Source organism: Pseudoalteromonas sp. SaAl2, from assembly GCF_052947895.1.
In genome coordinates this window covers 1,523,352-1,547,365 of the sequence record NZ_CM129605.1, presented here as the reverse complement: position 1 = coordinate 1,547,365, position 24,014 = coordinate 1,523,352, and the positions used below count along the sequence as shown (strand labels likewise).

Sequence of the window (24,014 nt, the reverse complement as noted above, 5' to 3'; positions counted from 1 at the left end):
CTGTCCTTGTTGTTATTTTAATTATAAACGTTGCGCAAGGTGAAACGCCTCGCCAATAGCCCGTTGTAAATCTAGTTTTTCGGCTTTTAATGCACCACCAATATAGCTTACAGGAATAGAGAGTTCATCTAGCTGCTGATGATTGCAAGGTAATACGGGTTCTTGCCCACTACAAATCACAACATGGTCAACCGCCAAAATCCGCTCTCTTTTTCGTACACTGATATGTAACCCTTGTTGATCAATTTTAGTGTAATTTACCGCAGCTAACATCTTAACACCTTGATGTTTTAAATGTTCACGGTGGATCCAACCTGTGGTTTTCCCCAAGTCAGCCCCATGCTTTCGTAATTTTCGCTGTAATAAGTACACTTTAGGTGCTGTATCAGCACTGTCGGCTTTCGGCTGTTTATTTATCACACCACCTGGTGAATTCACCGTTAAATCAATGCCCCACTGATTCGAAAAACCCTGCGCAGATTGTTGCACACTGTGTCCAGATTGATTGCCAGTAATAAAACTTGCAACGTCAAAACCTATGCCACCAGAGCCGACAATCGCCACACTGCCTTTAATTGGTACACTGCCATCTAACACTGCTTGATAGCCGACCACTTTCGGGTCGTCAATTCCCACAATATCAGGTGTATAGCCCTTTACCCCAGTAGCAACAACACAATGATCAAACTGAGCCAAGGTTGCAGTATCCGCTTGTGTATTCATGCAAACTTTAACATTAAGGCTCGATAAACGATTTTTAAAATACCGTAATGTTTCTTTAAACTCTTCTTTACCCGGAATATTTGCCGCTAATAAAAGTTGCCCACCCAGCTGGTTGCTTTGTTCAAACAAGCTCACTTTATGGCCTCGCTCAGCAGCATAAATTGCGCAGGCCATGCCCGCAGCCCCACCGCCGATAATTGCTATCTGTTTACTTTGTGTAGCTTTAACTGTCGGCATTAAGGTTTCATTACATGCGCGAGGATTAACGATGCATGTAGCGGGTAAATTAACAAAAATATTATCGAGGCAAGCTTGGTTACACGCTATACAGGTATTGATCTGTGCACTTTGCTTGTTATGTGCTTTGGCAACAAATTGGCTATCAGCTAAAAATGGTCGCGCCATGGAAATAAAGTCAGCGTGTTCGTCCGCTAATAATTGCTCTGCGACTTCCGGGGTATTGATACGATTACTGGTGATCACCGGCACCGAAACCGCCGCCTTTAAACGTTGGCTCAATGACGTAAATAGCGCCCTAGGAACACTGGTTACAATGGTCGGCACGCGTGACTCATGCCAGCCTATGCCTGAGTTGAGCATATCGACTCCTGCATCTTCAAGCGCATGTGCAAGCTGTAATACCTCAGCAAAAGTGCTGCCATCTGCAACTAAATCCAGTAATGACAACCTAAATACTAATAAAAATTCAGGGCCTACGGCTTGGCGAACCTGTTTTACAATTTCAATCGCAAAACGGATACGATTTTCATAACACCCGCCCCACTCATCAATACGCTTATTGGTCGCTTTAACAATAAACTGGTTAATTAAATAACCTTCTGAGCCCATGATCTCAACGCCATCATAGCCTGCTTGTTTAGCGAGTTTTGCACATTGCGCAAAATCATTAATTTGTTTTTCTATTTCAGCGGTGGTTAATTCTTTTGGCGTGTAAGGACTGATCGGTGCCTGAATGGCCGAAGGCGCAACTTGCTGAGGCTGATAGCCATAACGACCGGCGTGGAGTATTTGCATGCATATTTTAGTACCGTGTTGTTTTACGGCATCTGTTATGAGCTTATGCTGTGCCACCCCAGTTTGGCAATCAAGTACACTTCTATTCGGTGCCAGTATGCCTTCGGGATTCGGTGAAATCCCCCCAGTGATTATTAAACCGACCCCACCCTGTGCACGTTCACCGTAAAAAGCAGCAAGGCGAGTGAAGCCATCTGGTAGCTCTTCTAAATTTGTATGCATAGACCCCATTACCACGCGGTTTTTCAGCGTAGTAAAAGCTAAATTATAAGGGGTAAATAATCGACTGAATGACATACAAACTACACAACTGTGGTACAAAACCGCGCTAGAGTAGCAAGCTTTAATAATGACTGCAAAAATTACCCACTAATTTTCTTCTCAGCATATTAAACAGTACATTTTATAGGCAAAATTAAAAATAAGGGCTTGTTGAATAGCTAAACCGGCATTATGATAAACTCAATTAACGGATAAAAACGTTTGTACCCTCTGTTTTTATTGATTTTATTTTATTCTACCAACAAGGAATGGTTATGTTTTCATTCAAGCCTTTATTGGTTGGCTTAACATTAGCAACCTTATCAAGCTCAGCATTTGCCCTTACAACAATAGAGCAGCGCGATTATGATCGTATTATATCCGGCAAACTTTCTCAAATTAAAATAGCTTCAAAATCATTAGTTTCAAATCACAATAGTAACTCAGAATTATTAGATATATTAGCGCAATACGTTGTAGATAACTATATGAGTGCGTCCACGAATAATGAGGTTGATACAATTGCTTGGGCCTGTCGCGCTTTAGGTGAAACCGGTACAAGTCGCTATAAAGACTTACTCAAAGAAGTAATGAATAACTCTCAAAATAAAAAATTACGTAAATACGCAGGAAAAGCATTAAACAGCACTCCATCTAAACTCAGCAAACAATTCAAATCGGGTAGTGTAAACTTCGAAACTATCAGAATTGAAAAAGGGTCTAAAGTTTCGAAAAATAGTATTGAAAAGCTTGCTATTAATGACATTGCAAGCGGAAATTTAAATGAGATAATGATACTAGCTAGACAGTACTCTGCCTCTGGCATTCCCTCTGAACAAGTTGGTGATATATTGGCGGAGTATTTTGCACAAAATTTTAAAACAGGCAATCAAAAGCAATATGATACACTTGCATGGGTATGTAAAGCCTTAGCAACAGATAAAAACGGTCGCTACAAAGCCTTAATTGAAGATGCCGAAGAAAATAGCCCTATTCGCGCAGTGCGCAAGCATTGTCCTGACGAAATAGAAGGCAAAGGCCCCTATTATCAGGCAGGTACGGTTGACCTAGTCAAAGTCGAAAAACAACTACAATAATACAGGGTCTGTAGACGTTATAAGCTCAACAAACCTTAATAACAACGCCGCATTTTAGCGGCGTTTTTTATTATTAACCTTGATGCGAATATCGCTATCTTGGTTAAGTTCAAAGACAGTATCTTCTGGGGATGGCTGGCCAAACATCAAATTAGGGTTATTTGAAAAACCAACTGGCTCTTTGGGTATCGAGCTGGCAGCTAAATCTAGCTCACCATTGCCATTTAAATCCTGAAAAAAGCGTACACAATAGCTGCCTGCTTGCAGTGAAGTTGACTGCTCAAGTGAGCTGGCTGAAACGGCTACTTGTTGGGTGAGTAAATTAGGTAACTTTTCCCAACTCAAGGCCACATTGCTGCAATCAAGAATTTGATAATGCACCGTGCCAGTGACCTGTTTAAATTTTGCTAACGATAGCTTAAGTGTGTGCAGCTCCCCCGCGACACTTTGGCTCATCATTAAGCATAAGACTAATAATCCAATGAATTTTTTCATGCCCTATACGCTCCTTTCTATGGCTTGAGTACCTATATCTAGGTATAATAGCGGACTTTTAGGAAGTTACAAAAGGTTAAAGGATGCGTAAAGTCCTCGTTATTCACTATTCGCAAACGGGTCAACTCACTCAAATAGCAGACTCTATAGTCGCACCGATTAAAGCTGGTGACGATATAGTTGTCGACTACCTTAATTTAAAACCGAGTCAGCCTTTTCCTTTCCCTTGGCCGTTTTTAACCTTTTTTCATATTTTTCCTGAATGCGTAAAAATGACTCCACAACCAATGGAGCTCATAGAGCCTGAGCATGATGACTACGATTTGGTAATTTTAACTTACCAAGTATGGTTTTTATCGCCTTCGTTACCTATATCTTCGTTTATGCAGTCTGAACAAGCGATTAAGCTGCTCAACAATAAACCTGTTATTACCGTAATTGGTTGTCGCGGTATGTGGCTAAGCGCGCAAGAGAAAATGAAACAACTACTGAGTAATGTAAACGCTAAGCTCATTGATAATGTGGTACTAAGCGATGAATGCGGCACCGGTTTTAGCTTTTTAGCCACACCACTTTGGATGTTTTCAGGAAAAAAGAAATCAGTATCTTGGGTGCCAGCGGCGGGTGTAGCAGAGCACGAAATAACCGCAGCAAGTCGTTTTGGTGTTGCTATCAAAAAAGCCTTATTAGCCTTAGAGTCTGAACAAAAATTAGAGCAACCCGTGCTTAAAGGATTAGGCGCAGTCAAGGTGAACGAAAAGTTTATAGCCAGCGAACGTGTAGGCCAGCATAGCTTTAGAATATGGAGTAAAATTTTAACTACACTTGGCCCGATGCATTCAACGCGCCGAAGTTGTGGGCTATTGATCTATGTGTTATTTTTGCTGACCTTAATCATTACTGTTGTACCAATAACAGCACTAATAAAAAAATTAATTGCCCCCTTAACTAGAAAAAGAATAGCCAAGCAAAAAGCCTATTTTGCTGAGCCATCTGGAGAGTAACCGTCCGTTATGGAAAATGCTGTATATATAAATAACTTACACGCTGTCTTACCCAATAGTCCTGTAAGCAATAAAGAAATGGAAGTCGTTTTAGGTGAGGTTGGCGGACAACGGTCCCGCGCAAAACCCGTTATATTACGAAGCAACCAAATAAAAACTAGATACTACGCCATTGACCCACAAACCGGTGAATACAACTACACCAATGCGTCATTGGCTGCGGATGCAGTGCGTGGTTTGTTTAATCAGCAAGGCACACAACTTGAACACCTAGATTGCTTAGTTGCCAGTACCTCAATGGCTGATCAAATTATGCCTAATCACGGTGTGATGGTTCATGGCGAGCTTAAAAACCCGAGTCTTGAGGTGGTCTCAACCGCTGGTATTTGTTTATGCGGGATCACCGCACTTAAATACGCATACTTAAATGTAAAAGCAGGTGAAAGCCAGCACAGCGCAGTGGTAGCCAGTGAGCTTGCCTCAAATGTCATGCATTCGCGTAATTTTAATGCTGAGAGCGAACATAAAGTTGCAATGCTAAACCAAAAGCCTGAAATCGCCTTTGAAAAAGATTTTTTACGTTGGATGCTTTCAGACGGTGCCGGTGCTGCATTATTAAGTAACAAAGCCAACGAACACGGCTTATCTTTGCGTATCGACTGGATTGATGTTACTTCGTATGCTGATCAACTTGAAGCCTGTATGTATGCCGGCGCTGAAAAAGTTGACGGTGAGCTTAAAAGCTGGACACGTTTTGATTCACAAGAGCGCGAACAACACTCTATTTTATCAGTAAAACAAGACGTAAAACTGTTAAATGAAAATATTGTAAAATACACCGTAGAAGACGCGCTGAGTAAAATAGTTCAAAAACGAGGCATTAAAGCCTGTGATTATGACTTTTTCCTGCCGCATTATTCTTCGGGTTATTTTCGTGAGCGTTTATTCGATGGGCTTTGCAATATAGACTTCCAAATTCCGTACGACAAATGGTTCACAAATTTAACGCAAAAAGGCAATACTGGCTCTGCGTCGATCTTTATTATGCTTGATGAACTGTTTAAATCAGGTCAATTAACTGATGGACAAACACTATTGTGTTATGTACCTGAAAGCGGCCGTTTTTCTAGTGCTTTTATGCAGTTAACCGTTATTAACAAATAATGTGAGTCGCCTGTGAAAAAACACGATGTGCCCCAAGACAACAGTAAAACCTATCAAGGCCAAAATAAACTTGTTTACGCCGTGGATGAGAGCGGCCATTATGAAGGCGTAAAATCATCGGGTTGGGAAGTAGAAAGTTTTGCCACCCAACTGGCTGTTGACGATTTAAACGAGCAAACCAACGAAGCCCTAGCACAAGCGCAACGTGGTGAAGTGTCGCCATTAGCTTATCATATGTTAGCTAGACGCTTCGATATTCCCACACTCGCTGGCGCCAGTGGTTTTTTTCAATGGCAAATTAAACGTCATTTACGCCCTGCGGTGTTTGCAAAATTGTCTGATAAAAAACTTAATCGCTACTGCGACACCTTAAAAATTAGCCGCGAAGCATTGCTGACTTTGCCCTCACAATAGATACTTTCATGCCTGATATTATTTTTACCAATAAACCACCAGCAATCTTCGCATTGTGAAACTGGCGTAGTTGCTACGCTATTGCAAAGTAAAGGCATAGACATGAGCGAGCCAATGGCATTTGGGCTTGCATCGGCGCTTACTTTTGCTTATTTACCTTTTGTTAAAATTAGTGGTATGCCATTAATCGCCTACCGCATGCCACCAAAAACCATCATCAAAAAGGTATGTAAAAAGTTAAATATAGAATTAGAAAGCCGCAAGTTTTCAACTCCAGAAGCCGGTATGCAAGCACTAGATGACGAGCTTGAAAAAGGCAATTTAGTGGGTCTGCAAAGCTCAGTTTATTGGTTACCCTACTTCCCTGAGGATATGCGCTTTCACTTTAATGCCCATAATTTGGTTGTGTATGGTAAAACCGAGCAAGGTGATTACTTGATCAGCGATCCGGTTTTTTGAGAAACCCTGTTACTTGCGCATACGATGATTTAAAAAATGCCCGCTTTGCCAAAGGTGCATTGGCTGCAAAAGGCTTAATGTATGTGATTCGCTCAGCGCCAAGCCAATGTGACTTAGCCCCAGCAATAAAGCCTGCAATCAAAAAAACCGCTAAGATGATGAATGGTCTAGTGTTACCTTACTTTGGCCTGAAAGGCATTCGCCACATGGCAAAACAAATACGTCAACTTGATAAAAAGCCAGCAAAATATACACGTTTATATTTAGCGCACATCGTACGAATGCAAGAGGAAATTGGCACCGGTGGCGCTGGCTTTAGGTTTATGTACGCCAGCTTTTTGGTACAAGCCAGCGAGCTGACAAATACCCCAGCATTAAAAGAGTGTGCAGAGCATACAACACAGGTAGGTGATTTATGGCGCGAGTTTGCCATGTTAGCAGTAAAATACTGTAAAAAACGCAGCGACGTCACTCTGCATGATATAGCAGCGAAATTAGAGCAAGTTGCTGAGCAAGAAGCGAAGTTAAGTAAATTATTACAAAATGCTCTTGTCTAGCTATAATTATGAATTTTTATCTAGGTATTACCCGCTCTATAGAGAATTAAAATAATTTGACTTGAAAAAAAGCTGCGCACTTAACAAGTGCAACAGCTTTTAACAACCAGAATAGATTTAAATTTACAGGGCAGTTTCGAGTTGCGGTAATACCTCGAATAAATCAGCCACTAGACCATAATCAGCAACTTGAAAAATTGGCGCATCTGGATCTTTATTTATTGCGACAATGACTTTTGAGTCTTTCATACCAGCTAGATGCTGGATCGCACCACTTATTCCTACAGCAATATATAAGTTAGGTGCAACGATTTTACCTGTTTGACCCACTTGCATGTCGTTTGGTACAAAACCCGCATCAACAGCAGCACGTGATGCACCAACTGCTGCACCTAATTTATCCGCAATACCATGCAGCAGTGAGAAATTATCACCATTTTGCATACCACGACCACCCGATATAACTACTGAGGCAGCCGTTAATTCAGGTCGCTCTGACTCTGTTTGTTCAACACTAACAAAGCTACTTAATTGATTATTAATAGCGCTATCTAAAATTGAAACTGGTGCAGCAGCTTGTTCTGTTTGTAAATCAAAGCTACTTGCGCGCACTGTGATTACTTTTTTACTATCTAACGATTTCACAGTCGCAATTGCATTACCCGCATAAATCGGGCGCTTAAATGTATCTGCATCCACGACATCAATAATTTCTGATATCTGAGCGACATCTAATAAAGCTGCAACCCGTGGCATAAAGTTTTTTACCCGTGGTTGTTGCACTTGCAACGATGTGCGAATAATCTTCCGAAAGTGATATAACAAGCTCAGCGGTATTTTCTGCTAATTGGCAGGCATAAACTGAATGTTCAGCTACTAGTACCTTGCTTACACCATCGATTGACGCAACTTGAGTAGCCATTTCATTGATATTTTCACCAACTACTAACACATCTATTGGATTGCCTAACTTCACTGCCGCATTAATCGTTTTAGAAGTTTCTGGTTTTAAAATACCATTATCATGATCGGCTATTACTAATGTTTTCATGTTAAATCACCTTCGCTTCTGTTTTTAGTTTTTCAACTAATTGGGCAACATCATCAACAATAATACCACCACTGCGTTTTGCTGGCTCTGAGACTGAAACCAATTGCGTTCGTGGCGCTAAATCAACACCTAAACTGTCGGCAGCAATTACCTCAAGCGGCTTACGTTTGGCTTTCATAATATTAGGTAATGACGCATAACGAGGTTCGTTCAAGCGTAAATCAGTAGTGACAATTGCGGGTAGTTTTAATTCTACCGTTTGTAAGCCCCCATCCACTTCACGGGTCACTTTGACCATTGCATTTTCGATATCAACCTTTGATGCAAACGTACCTTGCCCACGATTTGTTAGCGCAGCGAGCATTTGACCTGTTTGGTTATTATCTGAATCGATTGACTGTTTACCTAAAATAACCAACTCAGGTGATTCTTGCTCAACAATTTTAGCCAGTAATTTAGCAACATGAAGTGATTCTAGTTTTTCATCTGTTTCAATATGAATGGCCTTATCTGCCCCGAGTGCAAGCGCTGTACGAAGCTGTTCTTGAGAAGCTTTTTGTGCCGATAGTCACAGCGACAACCTCAGTTGCAATCCCCGCTTCTTTTAAACGGATAGCTTCTTCAATAGCAATTTCACAAAATGGATTCATCGCCATTTTTACATTAGTTAGATCAACGTCGCTGTTATCGGATTTAACGCGAGCTTTAACGTTATAGTCGATGACTCTTTTTATTGGAACGAGAACTTTCATAGGAACTCCCTGATTATTTAAACCTACAAGCTAACGTGTACGTCAACCTATTTATTTTATGATTTCAGACTACTTCCTGTTGACGTAAACGTCAACCTAAAATAACCTTAAACTATCCAAAGCCTGTAACGTTTCATTTGCAAGTATGAAATATCCTTGTTTTAAGGTGCAGGTCCGTCACACACAAGAGGTTATTATGGTCGAACGCGAAACCATGGAATTTGATGTAGTTATCGTGGGAGCCGGTCCTGCGGGGCTATCAACGGCGATTAAATTAGCGCAACAAGCACAACAAAAAGAACAAGAATGCATGATTTGTGTTGTTGAAAAAGGCTCAGAGGTCGGCGCCCATGTACTTTCTGGAGCTATTTTTGAAACCACCGCTTTAGATGAGTTATTACCGAACTGGCAGGAATTAGGGGCACCAGTGAGTACAAAAGTAACTTCTGATGAGATTTATTGGTTCAATAATGAAAATAAAGCAACCTCTATTCCTCATTTTGCCACTCCCAAAACATTCCATAATGAAGGTAATTATATTGTCTCTATGGGAAATGTTTGCCGCTGGTTGGCTGAACAAGCTGAAAATTTAGGCGTCGAGATCTTCCCTGGTTTTAGTGCTCACTCGTTAATAGTTGAAGATGATACAGTAAAAGGCATTATTACTGGCGATATGGGTGTTGATAAAGACGGCAATGAAAAAGATGGTTATATGCCTGGTATGGAGCTGCGCGCCAAATACACTGTATTCGCAGAAGGTTGCCGTGGGCACTTAGGTAAACAACTAATCAATCATTTTGCACTAGATAAGAATTCCTCACCGCAACATTATGGTTTAGGATTTAAAGAAATTTGGCAAATAGACCCATCTAAACATAAAGAAGGGACTGTTGTACACGGTACTGGCTGGCCATTAGCAAGTGATACTAATGGCGGTGCATTCATGTACCACAGCGAAAATAACCAAGTTGTAGTAGGTTTGATTGTGGATTTAAATTATTCAAATCCACATTTAAGCCCATTTGATGAGTTTCAACGAATGAAACATCACCCAGTCTTTAAAGAAGTTCTCCAAGGGGGTGAACGTATTGCTTATGGTGCTCGGGCAATTGCCAAAGGTGGACTACACTCATTACCCCAAATGCACTTTCCTGGCGGTTTATTAGTCGGCTGTGATGCAGGTACACTGAACTTTGCAAAAATTAAAGGCAATCACACGGCTATGAAGTCAGGCATGATTGCAGCAGAGATTATTTTTTCAGCCATCGAAAGCGGCCAGCAACACACTAACTTAAAACAGTATTCAGAGGCCTTCAAACTAAGCTGGGCATATAAAGAGTTGTATCAATCACGAAACTTCGGCCCAGTTATGCATAAATTGGGGAAATTTATTGGCGGGGCTTACAATACCCTTGATCAAAATATTTTTGCCGGAGGCCTACCTTTTAATTTCAAGGACAATACACCCGATCATGCAACATTAGTTGACCAACATGCAGTGGATAAAATTAATTACCCAAAACCAGATGGTCAGCTTAGCTTTGATAAACTCTCCTCGGTGTTTTTATCAAATACCAATCATGAAGAATCGCAACCGTGCCATTTACAGTTAAAAAACACGGCTATTCCAATTGAGGTTAATTTAGTTAAATTTGATGAACCGGCACAGCGCTACTGCCCTGCCGGTGTTTATGAAGTACAAGAAATTGAAGGCAAAGATGAGTTTGTTATTAATGCTCAAAACTGCGTGCATTGTAAAACCTGTGACATTAAAGATCCAAGCCAAAACATAACCTGGATCACCCCTGAAGGTGCTGGAGGTCCTAACTACCCAAATATGTAAACACCTCTAATTTATAAACTAATCCTAAATTGCAGGGGCTTCGGCCCCTTTTTTGCGCTATGCTCAATAATGTCGAGAAATAATAAGAGAGTCAGAGTATGCCGTCATCAAGTGTCGTATTTCGTTTTTTAGCAGAACCAACCGATGTGAACTTTGGAGGGAAAGTCCATGGCGGTGTTGTCATGAAGTGGATTGACCAAGCAGGTTATGCCTGTGCCGCTGGTTGGAGCGGACATTACTGCGTCACAGTATCTGTCGCTGGAGTTAAATTTAGACGCCCTATCCTTGTGGGTCAAATAGTCGAAGTTGAAGCTAAAATAGCGCACACTGGCAAAACAAGTATGCAAATTTTTATACAAGTGCGTTGTGGCGATCCTAAAACTCAAAATTTAGTTGAAACAAATCATTGTATTATTAGCTTCATTGCAATGGATGAAACCGGCTATCCAGTAGCAGTTCCACCTTTTACTGCTGTAACAAAAGACGACAAGCAACTGGAAAACTATGCAATAAAAATGAAAGAAATTGCGATTGAAACAGAAACGCTACTGCATAAATCAGCACCTTAAAGCTTGACGGTATTCATTGAGCAAGTAAAACTTACAAATTCCCTTGAAAAAGCTGCATCCATGAAACTTAACGTGTGATCAATAAAACAGCAAACACAGCAAAAGCGATTTAAAAACATACAAATAGAAGGGTTTTTTAAGCTGTTTATTGTTGGCACAATAGATGCTCCTAAACAAATGACTAAACGACAAATAACGATCAGTTATTTATTTTTTATTTTGTAAAGGAGCTATTAAATGATTAAATCACTTTCAATTTCTGCTGTTGCACTTGCACTATTTGGTTTTAACAACGCGGCTCACGCAGAAGTAACTGATATGGATATGCCGAGCATTTATACTGGTATCGGCTATGGACAATATTCTTTTGAGTTTGAAGACTCAGAAAACGATACAGACTTTGATGACGACTCACAAATGCTAAAGGGTTACGTGGGCGCTCAATTTAATAAATACGTGAGTGTAGAACTTGCTTATCAGAATTTTGATGAAGTAAGTGATATCGATAGTTATGCTGAGGTTGATGGTGTGTCGCTTGCAGCACGCTTGGCAGCCCCACTTACAGAAAGCTTTTCAATTTACGCAAAAGGTGGTTGGCTTGAGTGGGATGCTGAAGTAACTCAGGACATTCCTGCAATTGGAAGTGTGTCGGTTGATCAAGATGGTGGCGATGTGTTCTATGGTGCAGGTATTGAGTATGCGTTTACGCAAAATATTCAAATGCGTTTAGAGTATGAACGTTATAAATTAGAAGACGATATTGATCCAGATATGGACGTAGCTTCTGTCTCAGTCCAGTATATGTTTTAATTAGACCTCTCGGTTTAATATTAAAAGGCAGCATCAGCTGCCTTTTTCTGTCTTTTACGGTTAGAATAACGCAAAATAAACAAAAAATTGGTTTTATGAGCGACTATCAGTTAACGGCCGTAGGCCATATTCACTCTCCATATAAGCAAAAGTTTGCAATCCCCCCGCCAACCTAGATTAGTACCACAAGCAAAGGCCAAACTTGTATTTTGTGCTGATTTCAATCGGGAAGAATTTGTCAGAGGTTTGGATGACTTTTCTCATATTTGGCTGCTTTTTCGTTTTCATGAAACGGCTGATAAAGGCTACTCTGCTATGGTAAGGCCGCCACGCTTAGGAGGAAATGACCGCAAAGGCGTATTTGCCACTCGTGCTACATTTCGACCAAACGCTATCGGTATGAGCGCTGTTAAGCTTGAAGGTATCGAATATGTAAATGGTCAGCTCAGCTTGTTACTTTCTGGGATAGATTTACTCGATGGCACACCAATTTTAGACATCAAACCTTATCTGCCTTACTCTGATGCAATGACCGATGCAAGTGCAGGGTTTGCTGATGTAAGGCCAGAAACACAAATGAGTGTCGATTTTAGTGAATCTGCTACTCAATTTATTGCTCAGCAAAAGCAATATCCCGAGCTTAAAGAGTTTATCGAAAATGTGCTTAAGCAAGACCCGCGTCCCGCGTATAAAAAACAAAAAGATGGCGAGCAAAATTATGGCATGACCTTATATGAATTTAACATTCGCTGGCAAGTTAATAACGAACACAACTATGTCAGTCATATAGAAAAAATATAGAAAATGTCACTTAGCGCTTTAGTGTAAAAGCAACCGCTGCTAAACTGTGGCTCTTATTGAAATAATAATTTTATAACTATCGGAAAAAACATGCGTACCAGTCAATATATACTCGCTACACTTAAAGAAACGCCGTCTGATGCTGAAATAATATCGCATCAATTAATGCTTAGAGCCGGCATGATCCGCCGCGTTGCGTCGGGTTTATATACGTGGCTACCCTCTGGTTTACGCGTGTTACGTAAAGTCGAAAATATCGTTCGTGAAGAAATGGACAAAGCAGGTGCAATTGAAATGTTGATGCCTGTTATTCAACCTGCAGACTTATGGCAAGAGTCTGGTCGTTGGGACCAGTTTGGTGATGAGCTAGTTCGGTTCAATGACCGACATAACCGCCCTTTTGCGCTTGGCCCTACTCACGAAGAAGTTATCACTGACTTTGTTCGTAAAGAAATAAGTTCATACAAGCAACTTCCGTTAACACTTTATCAAGTACAAACTAAAGTACGTGATGAACGTCGCCCTCGTTTTGGTGTAATGCGGGCTCGTGAATTTACCATGAAGGATGCATACTCTTTTCACTTAAGTGAAGAGTGCCTTGATACTACATATCAAATTATGCACAAAGCGTATTGTAATATTTTTGAGCGTTTAAATTTAGATTATCGCCCGGTATTAGCTGACACAGGGTCAATTGGTGGTAGCTTATCACATGAATTTCATGTACTTGCTGAGTCTGGTGAAGATGCGATTGCTTTTAGTGATGTTAGCGACTACGCAGCAAATATTGAAAAAGCAGAAGCGCTTGCACCAAATGAAGAGCGTCCTGCCTCAAGCAAAGAATTAAAAGCATTTCCAACACCGGATGCTAAAACAATTAGTGAGCTGAAAAAACACTACGGCGTGAAGCCTCATCGTGCAGTAAAAACGCTGATTGTATATGGTGTTGCTGATGAGAATGGTCAACGTGGTTTGGTTGCCCTTGTTCTGCGAGGCGATCATGAGTTAAACGAATTAAAGGCTCAAAACCACCCACTAGTACATTCGCCACTTGAAATGGCACCTGAAGCAGAAATTGTTGCTGCAATTGGTGCAAAACCAGGCTCCCTTGGCCCTGTTGGTTTGACTATGCCAATAATTGTTGATCGTACTGCCAATGTAATGGCTGACTTTGTAGCGGGTGCAAACAAAGATGATGAACATTACAGCGGCATTAACTGGGATCGTGATGTGACACACTATGAAGTAGCCGATCTACGAAATGTTGTTGAGGGCGATCCGAGTCCATGTGGCCAAGGTACATTGCAAATTAAACGTGGTATTGAAGTAGGCCATATTTTCCAGCTAGGCACAAAATACTCAGAAGCGATGAAAGCTGGTGTCTTGAGCGAATCTGGTAAAAACCAAGTTATGACTATGGGTTGTTATGGTATTGGTGTTTCACGTATTGTTGCCGCTGCCATTGAACAAAATAATGACCAATATGGTATTAAGTGGCCACAGCCAATTGCCCCATTTGACTTGGCAATAGTACCGATGAATATGCATAAGTCACATCGTATTCCAGATATTGCAAATAACCTTTACGATGAACTAAAAGCTGCAGGGCTTGACGTTTTATTTGATGATCGTAAAGAACCGCCCAGGAGTCATGTTTAATGATATGGAATTACTTGGGGTACCGTTTACTTTAGTGATAGGTGAACGTAATCTAGATGAAAACAAAGTTGAGCTGAAAAATCGCCAAACAGGCGAAAAGCTTATACTTGATTTAGATACTGCTGTGCAGACAATTAAAGCTGCATTAAACGCCTGATTATTTGCTGCCATCATTTTAAAAAACCGCTTAACGCGGTTTTTTATTGACTATTTAATTGCCTCCACGGCTATTTCAACCTGCCTAACCTCGCTAAGTAATAACGTTAACTTATAATTAGTTTTACTATCAAAACTTGTGGGTGGTTGCACAGTAAATTGCTGTTCAAAATAGTTATTATGTTGATTACTCCAACTGACACTAAGCATTTCTCCATTATACCCTTTGGTTGGAAAACCTGTCCCACAACGGTTATTCGCATCGACGACACTGCAAGAAACATGGCCACCTGTAGAAATGACAGATAAAGTGACATTCTCAATGACCTGATCGCTTATATTTTTAAATTCAACTGCATTAATTTGTAACTTATGTTCGTTAATTAGTTGGCAACCAATTAATGTAAACAGCGATACGCTAAGGGCTATCATCTTTATCATATTTGAATATCTTTATAGTTGTCATAGAGATTTAGTAAAAGTGTCGTGTAAGCGTAACTAAAGATACCTAAATTGGTTATTATTACACCGCGAGTAACTCTCATGAACGATACAGAAAAAAGTGATAAAAAGCACTATCCAGCCGTTTGGATCTCCGATGTACATCTAGGCTATAAAGATTGTCAAGCAAACTATTTGCTCGACTTTTTAAATAGCATTGAATGCGACACTCTATTTTTAGTGGGTGATATCGTTGATCTATGGTCGATGAAAAGGCAGTTTTTCTGGCACCCAAGCCATTATCAAGTGTTGGCGTGTATACAAAAAAAAGCGCAATCAGGTACCCGTGTGATTTATATTCCAGGGAATCATGATGAGACATTTCGACATTATGTAGATAACACATTATTTGGTGTTGAAGTCCACCAGCAATATATTCATACAACCAAAGCCAATAAACGTTTTTTACTGGTTCATGGTGATGATTTTGACTCTGCAACCCGCTATAACAAATTTATCAGTATTGTCGGTGATGCAGGCTATGACCTCTTATTATTTTTAAATCGTTGGACAAACCGAGCTAGACGGTTGTTTGGTGGTAATTACTGGTCTCTTGCATCATGGTTAAAAGCGCGGGTACATAAAGCACGTGAGGCCATTGAAGCATTCGAAAATGCCGCTATCCATGAAGCAAAAAAACAAGGTGTTGACGGTATTATTTGTGGCCATATTCATCACCCACAACTAAAAGTTGTGGATGGGATTGTGTATTGTAATGATGGTGACTGGATAGAAAACTGTACCGCGTTAGTAGAACAAGAAAATGGCCGTATTGAATTACTACACTGGTCAGAAACACAAAGGGTCATTAATTCAGCAGATATTACTATAATTAATGACTCTCAAACTAAGCCTGAAAAATCAGCGGCGTAAACTAACTGGCTATGAGTTATGACTTAACCACATAGCCAGTTTATTTTTCAATGTCGGCGGCTTAATGGGTTTAGTAATATAATCATTCATCCCCGCGGTTATACAACGCTCACGATCCCCTGCCATGGCACTGGCTGTCATTGCAATAATAGGCACATGTAAATAAACTTTTCCCGCAGCCCCCCTTCTTATCTCTGAAGTTGCTTCATAGCCATTTAAATTTGGCATCTGACAATCCATCAGAACCACATCAAATGGGTTCTCTTGATTTTGCTTTAAGATATCTATGGCATCAATACCATCACTGGCACAGGTAATACTAATCGAAGTGCGTTTTAAAATTGCCTTAGCAACTTCAAGGTTGATCATATTGTCATCAACCAACAATACTCTATAGCCAGATAACTCAAACTCTTCAACAACTCCAGCTGTTTTTTCAGTTGGTAATATAAAGCTGTTATTAGCACCAAATATACTGGCAAGCTTATAACTAAATTGATCTTGTGTTAACGGCTTATTCAACACGTGACAACTTTGCGGGTAACTGGCTTTTATATCTTTGCTGAGCAATAAATCACGTAAAATTAGCATGTATTTTTTATTCTGTTTTTCACATAATGTTATTAATGCATCTAATTGAGGGTGTTCATTATCTATGACTAGTAAATCAACTTTGACTTCTTCGCAATTAAATTGATAGTCAAATCGTTGAATATTATTCGAATCAACTTGGCAATTCTTAATAAGTAAATTTTTGATATTGTTAAAGACACTTTCTTTTTTAATCAATACACCCACTTCAATATCTTTAGCAAGTTCGATTGGAGTATTTAGTTTTTTCTCTGTTGCGACATGAAGCTCTATCTGGGCTGTAAAACAACTTCCTTTTCCCTTCTCACTTACAACCGAAATATCCCCCCCATCAACCGGGCAAGCTTTCTGCATATTGAGAGCCCCAACCCCGTGCCACCAAAATGGCGAGTTGTGCTGCTGTCTTCCTGTGTGAAAACTTCAAATAGTTTATCTATATTTTGCGCCGCAATCCCTATTCCAGTATCTTGTATTGCAAAACTCATGATCAGCTTATTTTGGGTTAAATACTGACAGTCTAAACTCAGACTCACTTCACCTTGATGAGTAAATTTGAACGCATTATTTAGTAAATTAATTAATATTTGTTTTAATCTGTGGCTATCACCTACCAGCATTCGATCAAGGACTTTATCTGTATTTAATATGATCTCTAAACCTTTTCGTTGCCCTTGTAAGGCCATTGAAGTAATTAAATCACTGCATACGCTAATAACATCAAAACTGTGGTTATCAATATCGAGTTTGCCTGCTTCTATTTTTGAAAAGTCGAGAATATCATTAATCAACGTCATTAATGACGTTGCACTTGAGTTTGCTAATTTAAGGTAATTAGCTTGCTGCTGTGTTAGCGGCTCCTCGGCAAGCATGCCCAACATACCCAATACACCATTCATGGGGGTGCGGATTTCGTGGGAAATATTAGCTACAAAATCACTTTTAGCTTTACTTGCTGCCAACGCTTCATCAATAGCCATTTCGAGTTCAATAGTACGTTGTGCTACTTTTTGTTCAAGTGATCCGTTCAACGCTTGTAACTGCGTTTGGATTGTCTTTAATGAGTTTATATTTCTTAAAATAGCAGCAACTTGGTGGGTTTGAGTAAAAATATCATAAACAGAGGTGAGCGTAATTGAGTAAAAATGTTGTTGCTTATTTTCATCTATATAGATTGCTTCAAACGGAGGTTTAGTGCCTAAATTAATTGTTTCACTAATGTAATCATGATCTTGCTCATTAAGAATAAATAAATCAGAAAACCTAGTAGTTCCCTCTATTAATTTAAAGTTCGCTTTAGCTGTATGATTAGATTGGCAGATAACGCCTTGTTCTTCAATCGTAAGAATCGCATCAAGAGAATTTTCTATTATCTTATTATTTTGTTCTTTTAATGAATGGAACTCTAACTTACGGTTAATATAACGTTGGTACAACCAGACTAAAAAGAGAATGACTGAAAACAAAGTAGCTAATACAATTATAAAGTTATTTCGTCGCTGAGAGACCTTTTCAAGCAATATTTTGGTATCAATTGAAACCGCGATCTCTAGCGGTTGCATTGCAATATTACCCTCCAAGTTTAAGCGTTTTTTTAAATAATACTGCTGTGATAATCCCGTCATCGGCAGTGTAACCTGCGACGACATATCTTGGTTTTTTGTAAATAGTGTCGACCATGCCACATCTTGACCAAACTCAAAACCAAATTGGATACGAGAGTCAGGGTGATAAAGAAATTGATTATGACTATTTAACAGATAAACACTAACACCTTGCGTTGTATTTTTAGGTAAATTAGCTAACAAGGGTTCAGCAAAGTAATTGGTCACTAAAACTGCAAACACAAAACCCTGATCATCAAATACCGGCTTAGCAACTCTGTATGTACTTGTATATGGACGCTGAATATCTCCATTTTCACGATTGTAATTTATCGGAGAAATATAAATTGTGTTTTTATCTTGCATGCTCGCCTTGAGCATATAATCTCGTTGCCCTTTTTGTTGTAACGCATCTCCTTCGATGCGTATTATCTCATTATTTATACGATCAACTCTGACTAACTCCATCCCTTGATTCGCTAAAGTGATATAACGAGCTTGTGATAGGGTTTCATCTGTTCGCATAAACCCTGTGAATATTTCAGCTAAACGGGTTTGCCAAACAGACACGGAGATATCAAAAGCGGGGTCTATATTATTGTTAGCATGAGAACGACGTATACCTGAAACTGGAGGAGTTGAGTCTAAAAAGTGGATTGACGATACACTGGTTTGTAGTTGAGCTTTAAGATACTGTATTTTAGTTTCAAGTACATGTTTAAGCGCTACTTTTTCATTATTGAAAATATCACTTCGAGTTTTTAATTCAAAAACATATATACTCGGCAGTGCCAACATAACAGATATTAGTAGCGCTAAAAGAAAAACTTTGCTTGATTTGAACATACTCGTCAAAGAGCGTGGGCTTTGCATGAAATCAATGCCATTTTGATAAATTTTGTTATCACCGAGTATAGATCATTTACACACTGAATTAATCGATATTTCTGAATTATTTATCTTATTTATTGAAATATATAGTAATGGTGGCTGGGCAGCCACCATTACAGAATTTACCTAAATAATACTTCTTCTTTATTAAACCACTTAACACAAAATGCAATCAACGCGCCTGCAACAATAACCGTTGCTAAAAAGATTAACCCCACCAAAGTGTAATCAACGGTTCCTTTGATTATCTCTTTAATAGCAAGAGCAACATTAGTAACTGGGATGAAAGCAGTTTTAGCCGTCAATTCTATATTAGGCAAAAGTGCCACTATAATTGGGAAAATCACGCCCATGCTCAGTGGAGTCATGTAATTTTGCGCCTCTTTAAAGCTACGGGCATAAATTGATATAGCCAACGCAAGAGATGCAAAAATAGCTGCTAGAGGTAGCAAAATAATAAATATCAACGCAAAATCTATTACATTTAAAGTACTAAAGGCCGTTTTTGCAATCTCTAAATCCATAACATTTATGGCAATGGTGATCCACACGCCCATGCTCAAAACAGTGATACTGGTGGTCACAATTGATGACACCAATAAAGTGATAAATTTACCAAGTACCAGTTGCGTACGTGTAATAGGCGTCAATAACAGCGTTTCAAGTGTGCCACGTTCTTTTTCTCCAGCCCCAATATCGATGGCTGGGTAGCTTGCTCCCATTAACACTAGCGGAATTAATAAATAGGGTATAAATCCACCTATTTTTTCACCTAAGCTTTCGCGCTTATCGGCAGTGTCAACCTTAACAACTTTAATTGGATCTATAATGGCAGTTTGTAGCTCCTCACTAATACCATAGCTGATTAATTTATCGGCTCTTATTGCGTTGCCAAATTCTGTTGCTAAATCTTTTACGCGCTGGAATAAAAAGTTTATTGATTTGGCGTCATTGAATACAACTTGCCACTCACTTTGTTTTTCATCATCCAATGTTGCTCTTGCGTCACTTGGCAGATAGATCCCCATATCAATATCGCCTGCTTTTACAGCATCTTTGAGTTGCTCAGCCGTAGTAAACGTTTTATCACCTTGATAAAGTTTAAAACTTTTATGGTAAAAGACTTTGTCTGTGAATTCTTGCGCGTATTCACCATTAATAATGGCATACGTATGAACTTCTTGTTCGGCCTCAAGTGCAGCTTGAGAAGTGATAAACGCCATTACAGCAAAAATTAACGGAAATACGGCTATTGGTAACGCAACAATAAACAATAATGTTTTTTTATCACGAAGAAGTTCTTTTAATTCCTTTTTAAATACCTCAAACATCGCGCTTCTCCGTTAAAATATTCATAAATGCTTGATTTAGTTCTTCGCTTTTACCGACTTGTTTAAAATCTGCAACAGAACCATCAAAACAACTAATACCTTCGTTAATAACCGCTACGCGATCACACAGTAGGGCGACTTCATCTAAATGGTGAGTTGAAAATATAACGGGTGTACCCTGCTCTTTTAACCCTTTAATAAACTTAATCACGGTTTGAGTAGTCATGATATCAAGCCCCGTTGTTGGCTCATCAAGTACAACAACTGCGGGTTGATGAACAACAGCGCGAGCGATATTTGCTTTTTGTTTCATGCCCGTTGATAGATTGTCAGCGCGTTTATCAATAAAGCTGTGCATATCAAGTAAATCAAATAGCTGTGCACAACGCGAGGTAATGTCTGCTTTTTTCATACCATGTAATTTAGCGAAATACTCTATATTTTCTTTCACTGTTAAACGGCCATACAACCCTGTACTACCAGACAAAAAGCCAATTGACTTACGGCCAAACAATGGTTTTTTTATAATATCTTGCCCAACTATGGTAATACTGCCTTCATCTGGCACAAGTGCAGTCGAGATCATTCTCAATGTGGTGGTTTTTCCTGCCCCATTTGGCCCAAGTAAACCAAGTACTTCACCTGCATTACAATGGAAGCTTACATCCCTCACTGAATGAAAATAATCTTTATCTTCCCTTGGGTCTGTTTTTTCAAGTTTGTTTTTTTATGATCTTTAGTTAGCTTAAACTTCTTTTTAAGCCCTGCTACTTCTATCATTTTCGTGTCCTTCGTTTTGGCCTAAAGTAATCCGTATTACTGTAGAAATCACTGTTATTATTATCAATATGCCAGCCAGGAACACCTAACAATGGCAAAGGAGATAATAAACTATTATCAGCTAGACAATTATTTTTCCCAATCATCTCATAAAGCACTGTATCTAGGTACGCATATTGTGCAGTTAAATCTTTACAAAATGTGTCATCAGGCACTTTCACAAAAAAGGCTTTACCTGTGAGCCCTATATACGGTTTAGTCAGCATTTCATAGTTTGCATGACCAAACATATAGGCATTGATGCTTTTACCCCACTGTGCACGTAAATCAACAAAGGCAGTTTGCCACTGATGATCTCTAAGTAATTCGGGCCATTGAGAATCTGTTACGGCTAAAATAACGCCGCATTCATCAAACAGTGTTAATGCATTACGATGTTTAGTTCGTTGCTTTGAGCCATGTAAACTGATTTCTTCAACATGGCGTTTATTCAATAAAGCTTTGGTTTTTGGGAATAGGCACCAAATAAAGCCACCAAATAAATCATGCCAGTTTTGTTGCCGGGTCGGCACACAGCCTGTATCAAAAATGATTTGTTCGTAATAACGCTGTTCTTCACTAAATAAAGCGTCATCTTTAAATACGATCGGTCTATTATTTTCATTTACGCCTGTTAGAAACGGTGTAAACCAATCACACGTGGGCCAATCTAATTGTTGATTTAACTTAAATAGACTATTTAAATGCTCAAAGGCACCACTGCTCACTAATTGCGGGTGCCATTGCTCATAAGGGGTAAACCGCTTCATGAGTACCTTTTGCTTTACAGAGTATTAGCTCAGTTTACCGCAAAAACTGGTTCTATTTAATAGAAGTTCTTATACTGTTGGTACTTAAAACAAAAAAAGAGTGACTATGAAACGTTATTTTTCTCTTACACTACTGGCAAGCGCAGTGCTTGCAGGTTGTGCAGCAACAAGTCTCACTTCTGAAGATGTTGAACAAGGCTATGAGTCAATCAATGCACAGCAACTTGCAGAGCATGTAAAGGTATTAGCATCTGATGAATTTGGTGGTCGTGCGCCATCATCTAAAGGCGAAGAGCTGACTCTTGCTTATTTAACTGAACAATTTAAAGCAATTGGCTTTGAACCTGGTAATGGCGACAGTTTCTTGCAAGAAGTGCCACTTGTATCACTCGAAGCTGATTCTGATATGGTTTTATCAATTGGTGGCAAAGATTACCAATATAAAAAAGATATGGTCATGGGCAGTAGCCGTATTAGCGAAAACGAGAGTATTAAAGATTCAGAACTTGTCTTTGTTGGCTATGGTGTAAACGCGCCAGAGTACAACTGGAATGACTATGAAGGCCTTGATGTAAAAGGTAAAACAGTTGTAATGCTGGTGAACGATCCTGGTTTTGCCACAAAAGATCCAGCGCTATTTACTGGCGATGCTATGACCTATTATGGTCGTTGGACATACAAATATGAAGAAGCAAGCCGTCAAGGTGCTGCCGGTGCAATCATCATTCATGAAACAGCCCCGGCTTCTTACCCGTGGTCTGTTGTTGAAAACTCATGGAGTGGCGAGCAATTTGGTTTTCAAAAAGAAAATAACAACATGGATCGTGTCACTGTTGAAGGTTGGGTTACAACTGATGTAGCTAAAGAGCTATTTACAAAAGCAGGACTTGATTTTGACACTGCAAAACAAAACGCAGCTAAAGGTGCCTATCATGTCGATATGGGTGATTTAACAGCGTCAGTAGCTGTAAAAAATACTATAAAAAAATCTATCTCATATAATTTCATCGCGACGTTACCAGGTAGCGAAAAACCTGATGAGCACATCATTTATTCGGCGCATTGGGATCACCTAGGTACAGATAAAAACCGTAAGGGCGATCAGATCTATAATGGTGCTCACGATAATGCAACTGGCACAGCAGGTATGATTGAAGTGGCTGAAGCATTTGCTCAGCTGCCTAAGCACCCTAGCCGTTCAATGACTTTCTTAGCAGTAACAGCAGAAGAGCAAGGTTTACTAGGCTCTAAATATTATGCTGCCAACCCAGTGATCCCTGCCCAGCAAACTGTGGCAAATATTAATATGGACAGCCTTAATTTATTAGGGAAAGTTAAAGATATTAGTGTTGTTGGTATTGGTAAATCACAAATGGACTCTTTACTCGCTAGCGCTGCGAAAAAGCAAGGCCGTACTGTGTCTGGCGACCCTAAACCATCTTCAGGTGGTTACTACCGTTCAGATCACTTTGCCTTTGCCAATATGGGTGTTCCAGCAATGTACGCTGGTGGTGGTAGTGAAGCGTTTGACGAAGAAACTGCAAGCTATCGTAAACGTATGAGCTTAGTGCTTCGTGGTTGTTATCATCAACCTTGTGATAGATACCGTGATGAATGGGATTTATCAGGGGCTGTGCAAGATTTACAGCTGTTTTATCAAGTAGGTTTTGATATATCTGAGCAGGTAGAATGGCCAAAATGGAATGAAAATTCAGAGTTTCAAAGAAAATAATTTAAATGATATTGATTTTCATTTAAATTAACTCTAAAGTGCAACTTAATAACGT

Annotated in this window: 18 protein-coding genes and 5 pseudogenes; 13 read left to right on the top strand and 10 right to left on the bottom strand. The window is 39.6% G+C overall.

The genetic code is table 11. From position 1 onward, the window contains the following. Window positions 1–21: 21 nt before the first annotated feature. Complete coding sequence (locus tag ACU8V8_RS07575) at window positions 22–2,055, bottom strand: FAD-dependent oxidoreductase (protein WP_446889342.1); 2,034 nt, start codon at window positions 2,053–2,055, stop codon at window positions 22–24. 260 nt (window positions 2,056–2,315) lie between these two features. Here ACU8V8_RS07575 and ACU8V8_RS07570 point away from each other — a divergent pair, with 260 nt between their 5' ends. Next, window positions 2,316–3,116 (top strand): hypothetical protein, encoded by an 801-nt coding sequence (locus tag ACU8V8_RS07570; protein WP_446889341.1) that lies wholly within the window; start codon window positions 2,316–2,318, stop codon window positions 3,114–3,116. A gap of 54 nt (window positions 3,117–3,170) precedes the next feature. Here ACU8V8_RS07570 and ACU8V8_RS07565 read toward each other — a convergent pair whose 3' ends face one another. Beyond that, window positions 3,171–3,611 carry a DUF2141 domain-containing protein gene (locus tag ACU8V8_RS07565; RefSeq protein WP_087532161.1) on the bottom strand — a complete coding sequence of 147 codons (441 nt, stop codon included), beginning with the start codon at window positions 3,609–3,611 and terminating at the stop codon, window positions 3,171–3,173. An 83-nt stretch (window positions 3,612–3,694) separates the two neighbouring features. Between ACU8V8_RS07565 and ACU8V8_RS07560 the strand changes: the two genes are divergently transcribed. The 5 genes from ACU8V8_RS07560 to ACU8V8_RS07540 all read left to right on the top strand — a co-directional run bounded on the left by ACU8V8_RS07560 (window position 3,695) and on the right by ACU8V8_RS07540 (window position 7,209). After that, window positions 3,695–4,615: a dialkylrecorsinol condensing enzyme gene (locus tag ACU8V8_RS07560; RefSeq protein ID WP_446889340.1), complete on the top strand. Its 921-nt coding sequence runs from the start codon at window positions 3,695–3,697 to the stop codon at window positions 4,613–4,615. 9 nt (window positions 4,616–4,624) lie between these two features. After that, window positions 4,625–5,779: a beta-ketoacyl-ACP synthase III gene (locus tag ACU8V8_RS07555; protein ID WP_446889339.1), complete on the top strand. Its 1,155-nt coding sequence runs from the start codon at window positions 4,625–4,627 to the stop codon at window positions 5,777–5,779. Window positions 5,780–5,791: 12 nt separating this feature from the next. Next, window positions 5,792–6,193, top strand: a complete 402-nt coding sequence (locus tag ACU8V8_RS07550; RefSeq protein WP_087532164.1) for a hypothetical protein — start codon at window positions 5,792–5,794, stop codon at window positions 6,191–6,193. A gap of 102 nt (window positions 6,194–6,295) precedes the next feature. Further along, window positions 6,296–6,652, top strand: coding sequence for a BtrH N-terminal domain-containing protein (locus tag ACU8V8_RS07545; protein WP_446889338.1), 357 nt, complete (start codon window positions 6,296–6,298; stop codon window positions 6,650–6,652). Beyond that, window positions 6,649–7,209 carry a DUF4872 domain-containing protein gene (locus ACU8V8_RS07540; protein WP_446889337.1) on the top strand — a complete coding sequence of 187 codons (561 nt, stop codon included), beginning with the start codon at window positions 6,649–6,651 and terminating at the stop codon, window positions 7,207–7,209. Before ACU8V8_RS07545 ends, ACU8V8_RS07540 begins: the two co-directional genes overlap by 4 nt. Before the next feature lie 123 nt (window positions 7,210–7,332). Here ACU8V8_RS07540 and ACU8V8_RS07535 read toward each other — a convergent pair. Both ACU8V8_RS07535 and ACU8V8_RS07530 read right to left on the bottom strand, forming a co-directional pair. Continuing rightward, window positions 7,333–8,260 (bottom strand): annotated as a pseudogene (locus ACU8V8_RS07535) (electron transfer flavoprotein subunit alpha/FixB family protein). 1 nt (window position 8,261) lies between these two features. Beyond that, a pseudogene (locus ACU8V8_RS07530) lies at window positions 8,262–9,012 on the bottom strand (electron transfer flavoprotein subunit beta/FixA family protein). Window positions 9,013–9,208: 196 nt separating this feature from the next. Here ACU8V8_RS07530 and ACU8V8_RS07525 point away from each other — a divergent pair. The 5 genes and pseudogenes from ACU8V8_RS07525 (at window position 9,209) to ACU8V8_RS07505 (ending at window position 14,851) form a co-directional block, all read left to right on the top strand. Continuing rightward, the gene (locus tag ACU8V8_RS07525; protein WP_446889336.1) at window positions 9,209–10,855 is read left to right on the top strand and encodes an electron transfer flavoprotein-ubiquinone oxidoreductase; all 1,647 of its coding nucleotides are present in this window, start codon (window positions 9,209–9,211) and stop codon (window positions 10,853–10,855) included. Between the two features lie 98 nt (window positions 10,856–10,953). Beyond that, the gene (locus ACU8V8_RS07520) at window positions 10,954–11,424 is read left to right on the top strand and encodes an acyl-CoA thioesterase (protein WP_087532169.1); all 471 of its coding nucleotides are present in this window, start codon (window positions 10,954–10,956) and stop codon (window positions 11,422–11,424) included. Window positions 11,425–11,661: 237 nt separating this feature from the next. Further along, window positions 11,662–12,234, top strand: coding sequence for an outer membrane beta-barrel protein (locus ACU8V8_RS07515; protein ID WP_446889335.1), 573 nt, complete (start codon window positions 11,662–11,664; stop codon window positions 12,232–12,234). Window positions 12,235–12,329: 95 nt separating this feature from the next. After that, a pseudogene (tsaA, locus tag ACU8V8_RS07510) lies at window positions 12,330–13,035 on the top strand (tRNA (N6-threonylcarbamoyladenosine(37)-N6)-methyltransferase TrmO). A gap of 90 nt (window positions 13,036–13,125) precedes the next feature. Continuing rightward, a pseudogene (locus ACU8V8_RS07505) lies at window positions 13,126–14,851 on the top strand (proline--tRNA ligase). Between the two features lie 50 nt (window positions 14,852–14,901). On the opposite strand, the gene ACU8V8_RS07500 reads toward ACU8V8_RS07505, so the two are convergent. After that, window positions 14,902–15,291, bottom strand: coding sequence for a hypothetical protein (locus ACU8V8_RS07500; RefSeq protein ID WP_446889334.1), 390 nt, complete (start codon window positions 15,289–15,291; stop codon window positions 14,902–14,904). A 102-nt stretch (window positions 15,292–15,393) separates the two neighbouring features. Here ACU8V8_RS07500 and ACU8V8_RS07495 point away from each other — a divergent pair, with 102 nt between their 5' ends. Then, entirely contained in the window at window positions 15,394–16,224 is an 831-nt protein-coding gene (locus ACU8V8_RS07495; protein ID WP_446889333.1) for a UDP-2,3-diacylglucosamine diphosphatase, read from the top strand. A 9-nt stretch (window positions 16,225–16,233) separates the two neighbouring features. Here ACU8V8_RS07495 and ACU8V8_RS07490 read toward each other — a convergent pair whose 3' ends face one another. The 5 genes and pseudogenes from ACU8V8_RS07490 to ACU8V8_RS07470 form a co-directional block, all read right to left on the bottom strand. Then, window positions 16,234–17,169 carry a response regulator gene (locus tag ACU8V8_RS07490; protein ID WP_446889332.1) on the bottom strand — a complete coding sequence of 312 codons (936 nt, stop codon included), beginning with the start codon at window positions 17,167–17,169 and terminating at the stop codon, window positions 16,234–16,236. After that, window positions 17,124–19,289: an ATP-binding protein gene (locus tag ACU8V8_RS07485; protein ID WP_446889331.1), complete on the bottom strand. Its 2,166-nt coding sequence runs from the start codon at window positions 19,287–19,289 to the stop codon at window positions 17,124–17,126. Before ACU8V8_RS07485 ends, ACU8V8_RS07490 begins: the two co-directional genes overlap by 46 nt. A gap of 140 nt (window positions 19,290–19,429) precedes the next feature. Continuing rightward, window positions 19,430–20,638, bottom strand: coding sequence for an ABC transporter permease subunit (locus ACU8V8_RS07480; RefSeq protein WP_446889330.1), 1,209 nt, complete (start codon window positions 20,636–20,638; stop codon window positions 19,430–19,432). Then, a pseudogene (locus tag ACU8V8_RS07475) lies at window positions 20,631–21,418 on the bottom strand (ABC transporter ATP-binding protein). The gene ACU8V8_RS07480 and the pseudogene ACU8V8_RS07475 overlap by 8 nt, the downstream one beginning before the upstream one ends. Next, the gene (locus ACU8V8_RS07470) at window positions 21,415–22,227 is read right to left on the bottom strand and encodes a DUF3025 domain-containing protein (protein ID WP_446889329.1); all 813 of its coding nucleotides are present in this window, start codon (window positions 22,225–22,227) and stop codon (window positions 21,415–21,417) included. The pseudogene ACU8V8_RS07475 and the gene ACU8V8_RS07470 overlap by 4 nt, the downstream one beginning before the upstream one ends. 106 nt (window positions 22,228–22,333) lie before the next feature. Here ACU8V8_RS07470 and ACU8V8_RS07465 point away from each other — a divergent pair, with 106 nt between their 5' ends. Beyond that, window positions 22,334–23,959: a M28 family metallopeptidase gene (locus ACU8V8_RS07465; RefSeq protein WP_446889328.1), complete on the top strand. Its 1,626-nt coding sequence runs from the start codon at window positions 22,334–22,336 to the stop codon at window positions 23,957–23,959. Window positions 23,960–24,014 lie beyond the last annotated feature (55 nt).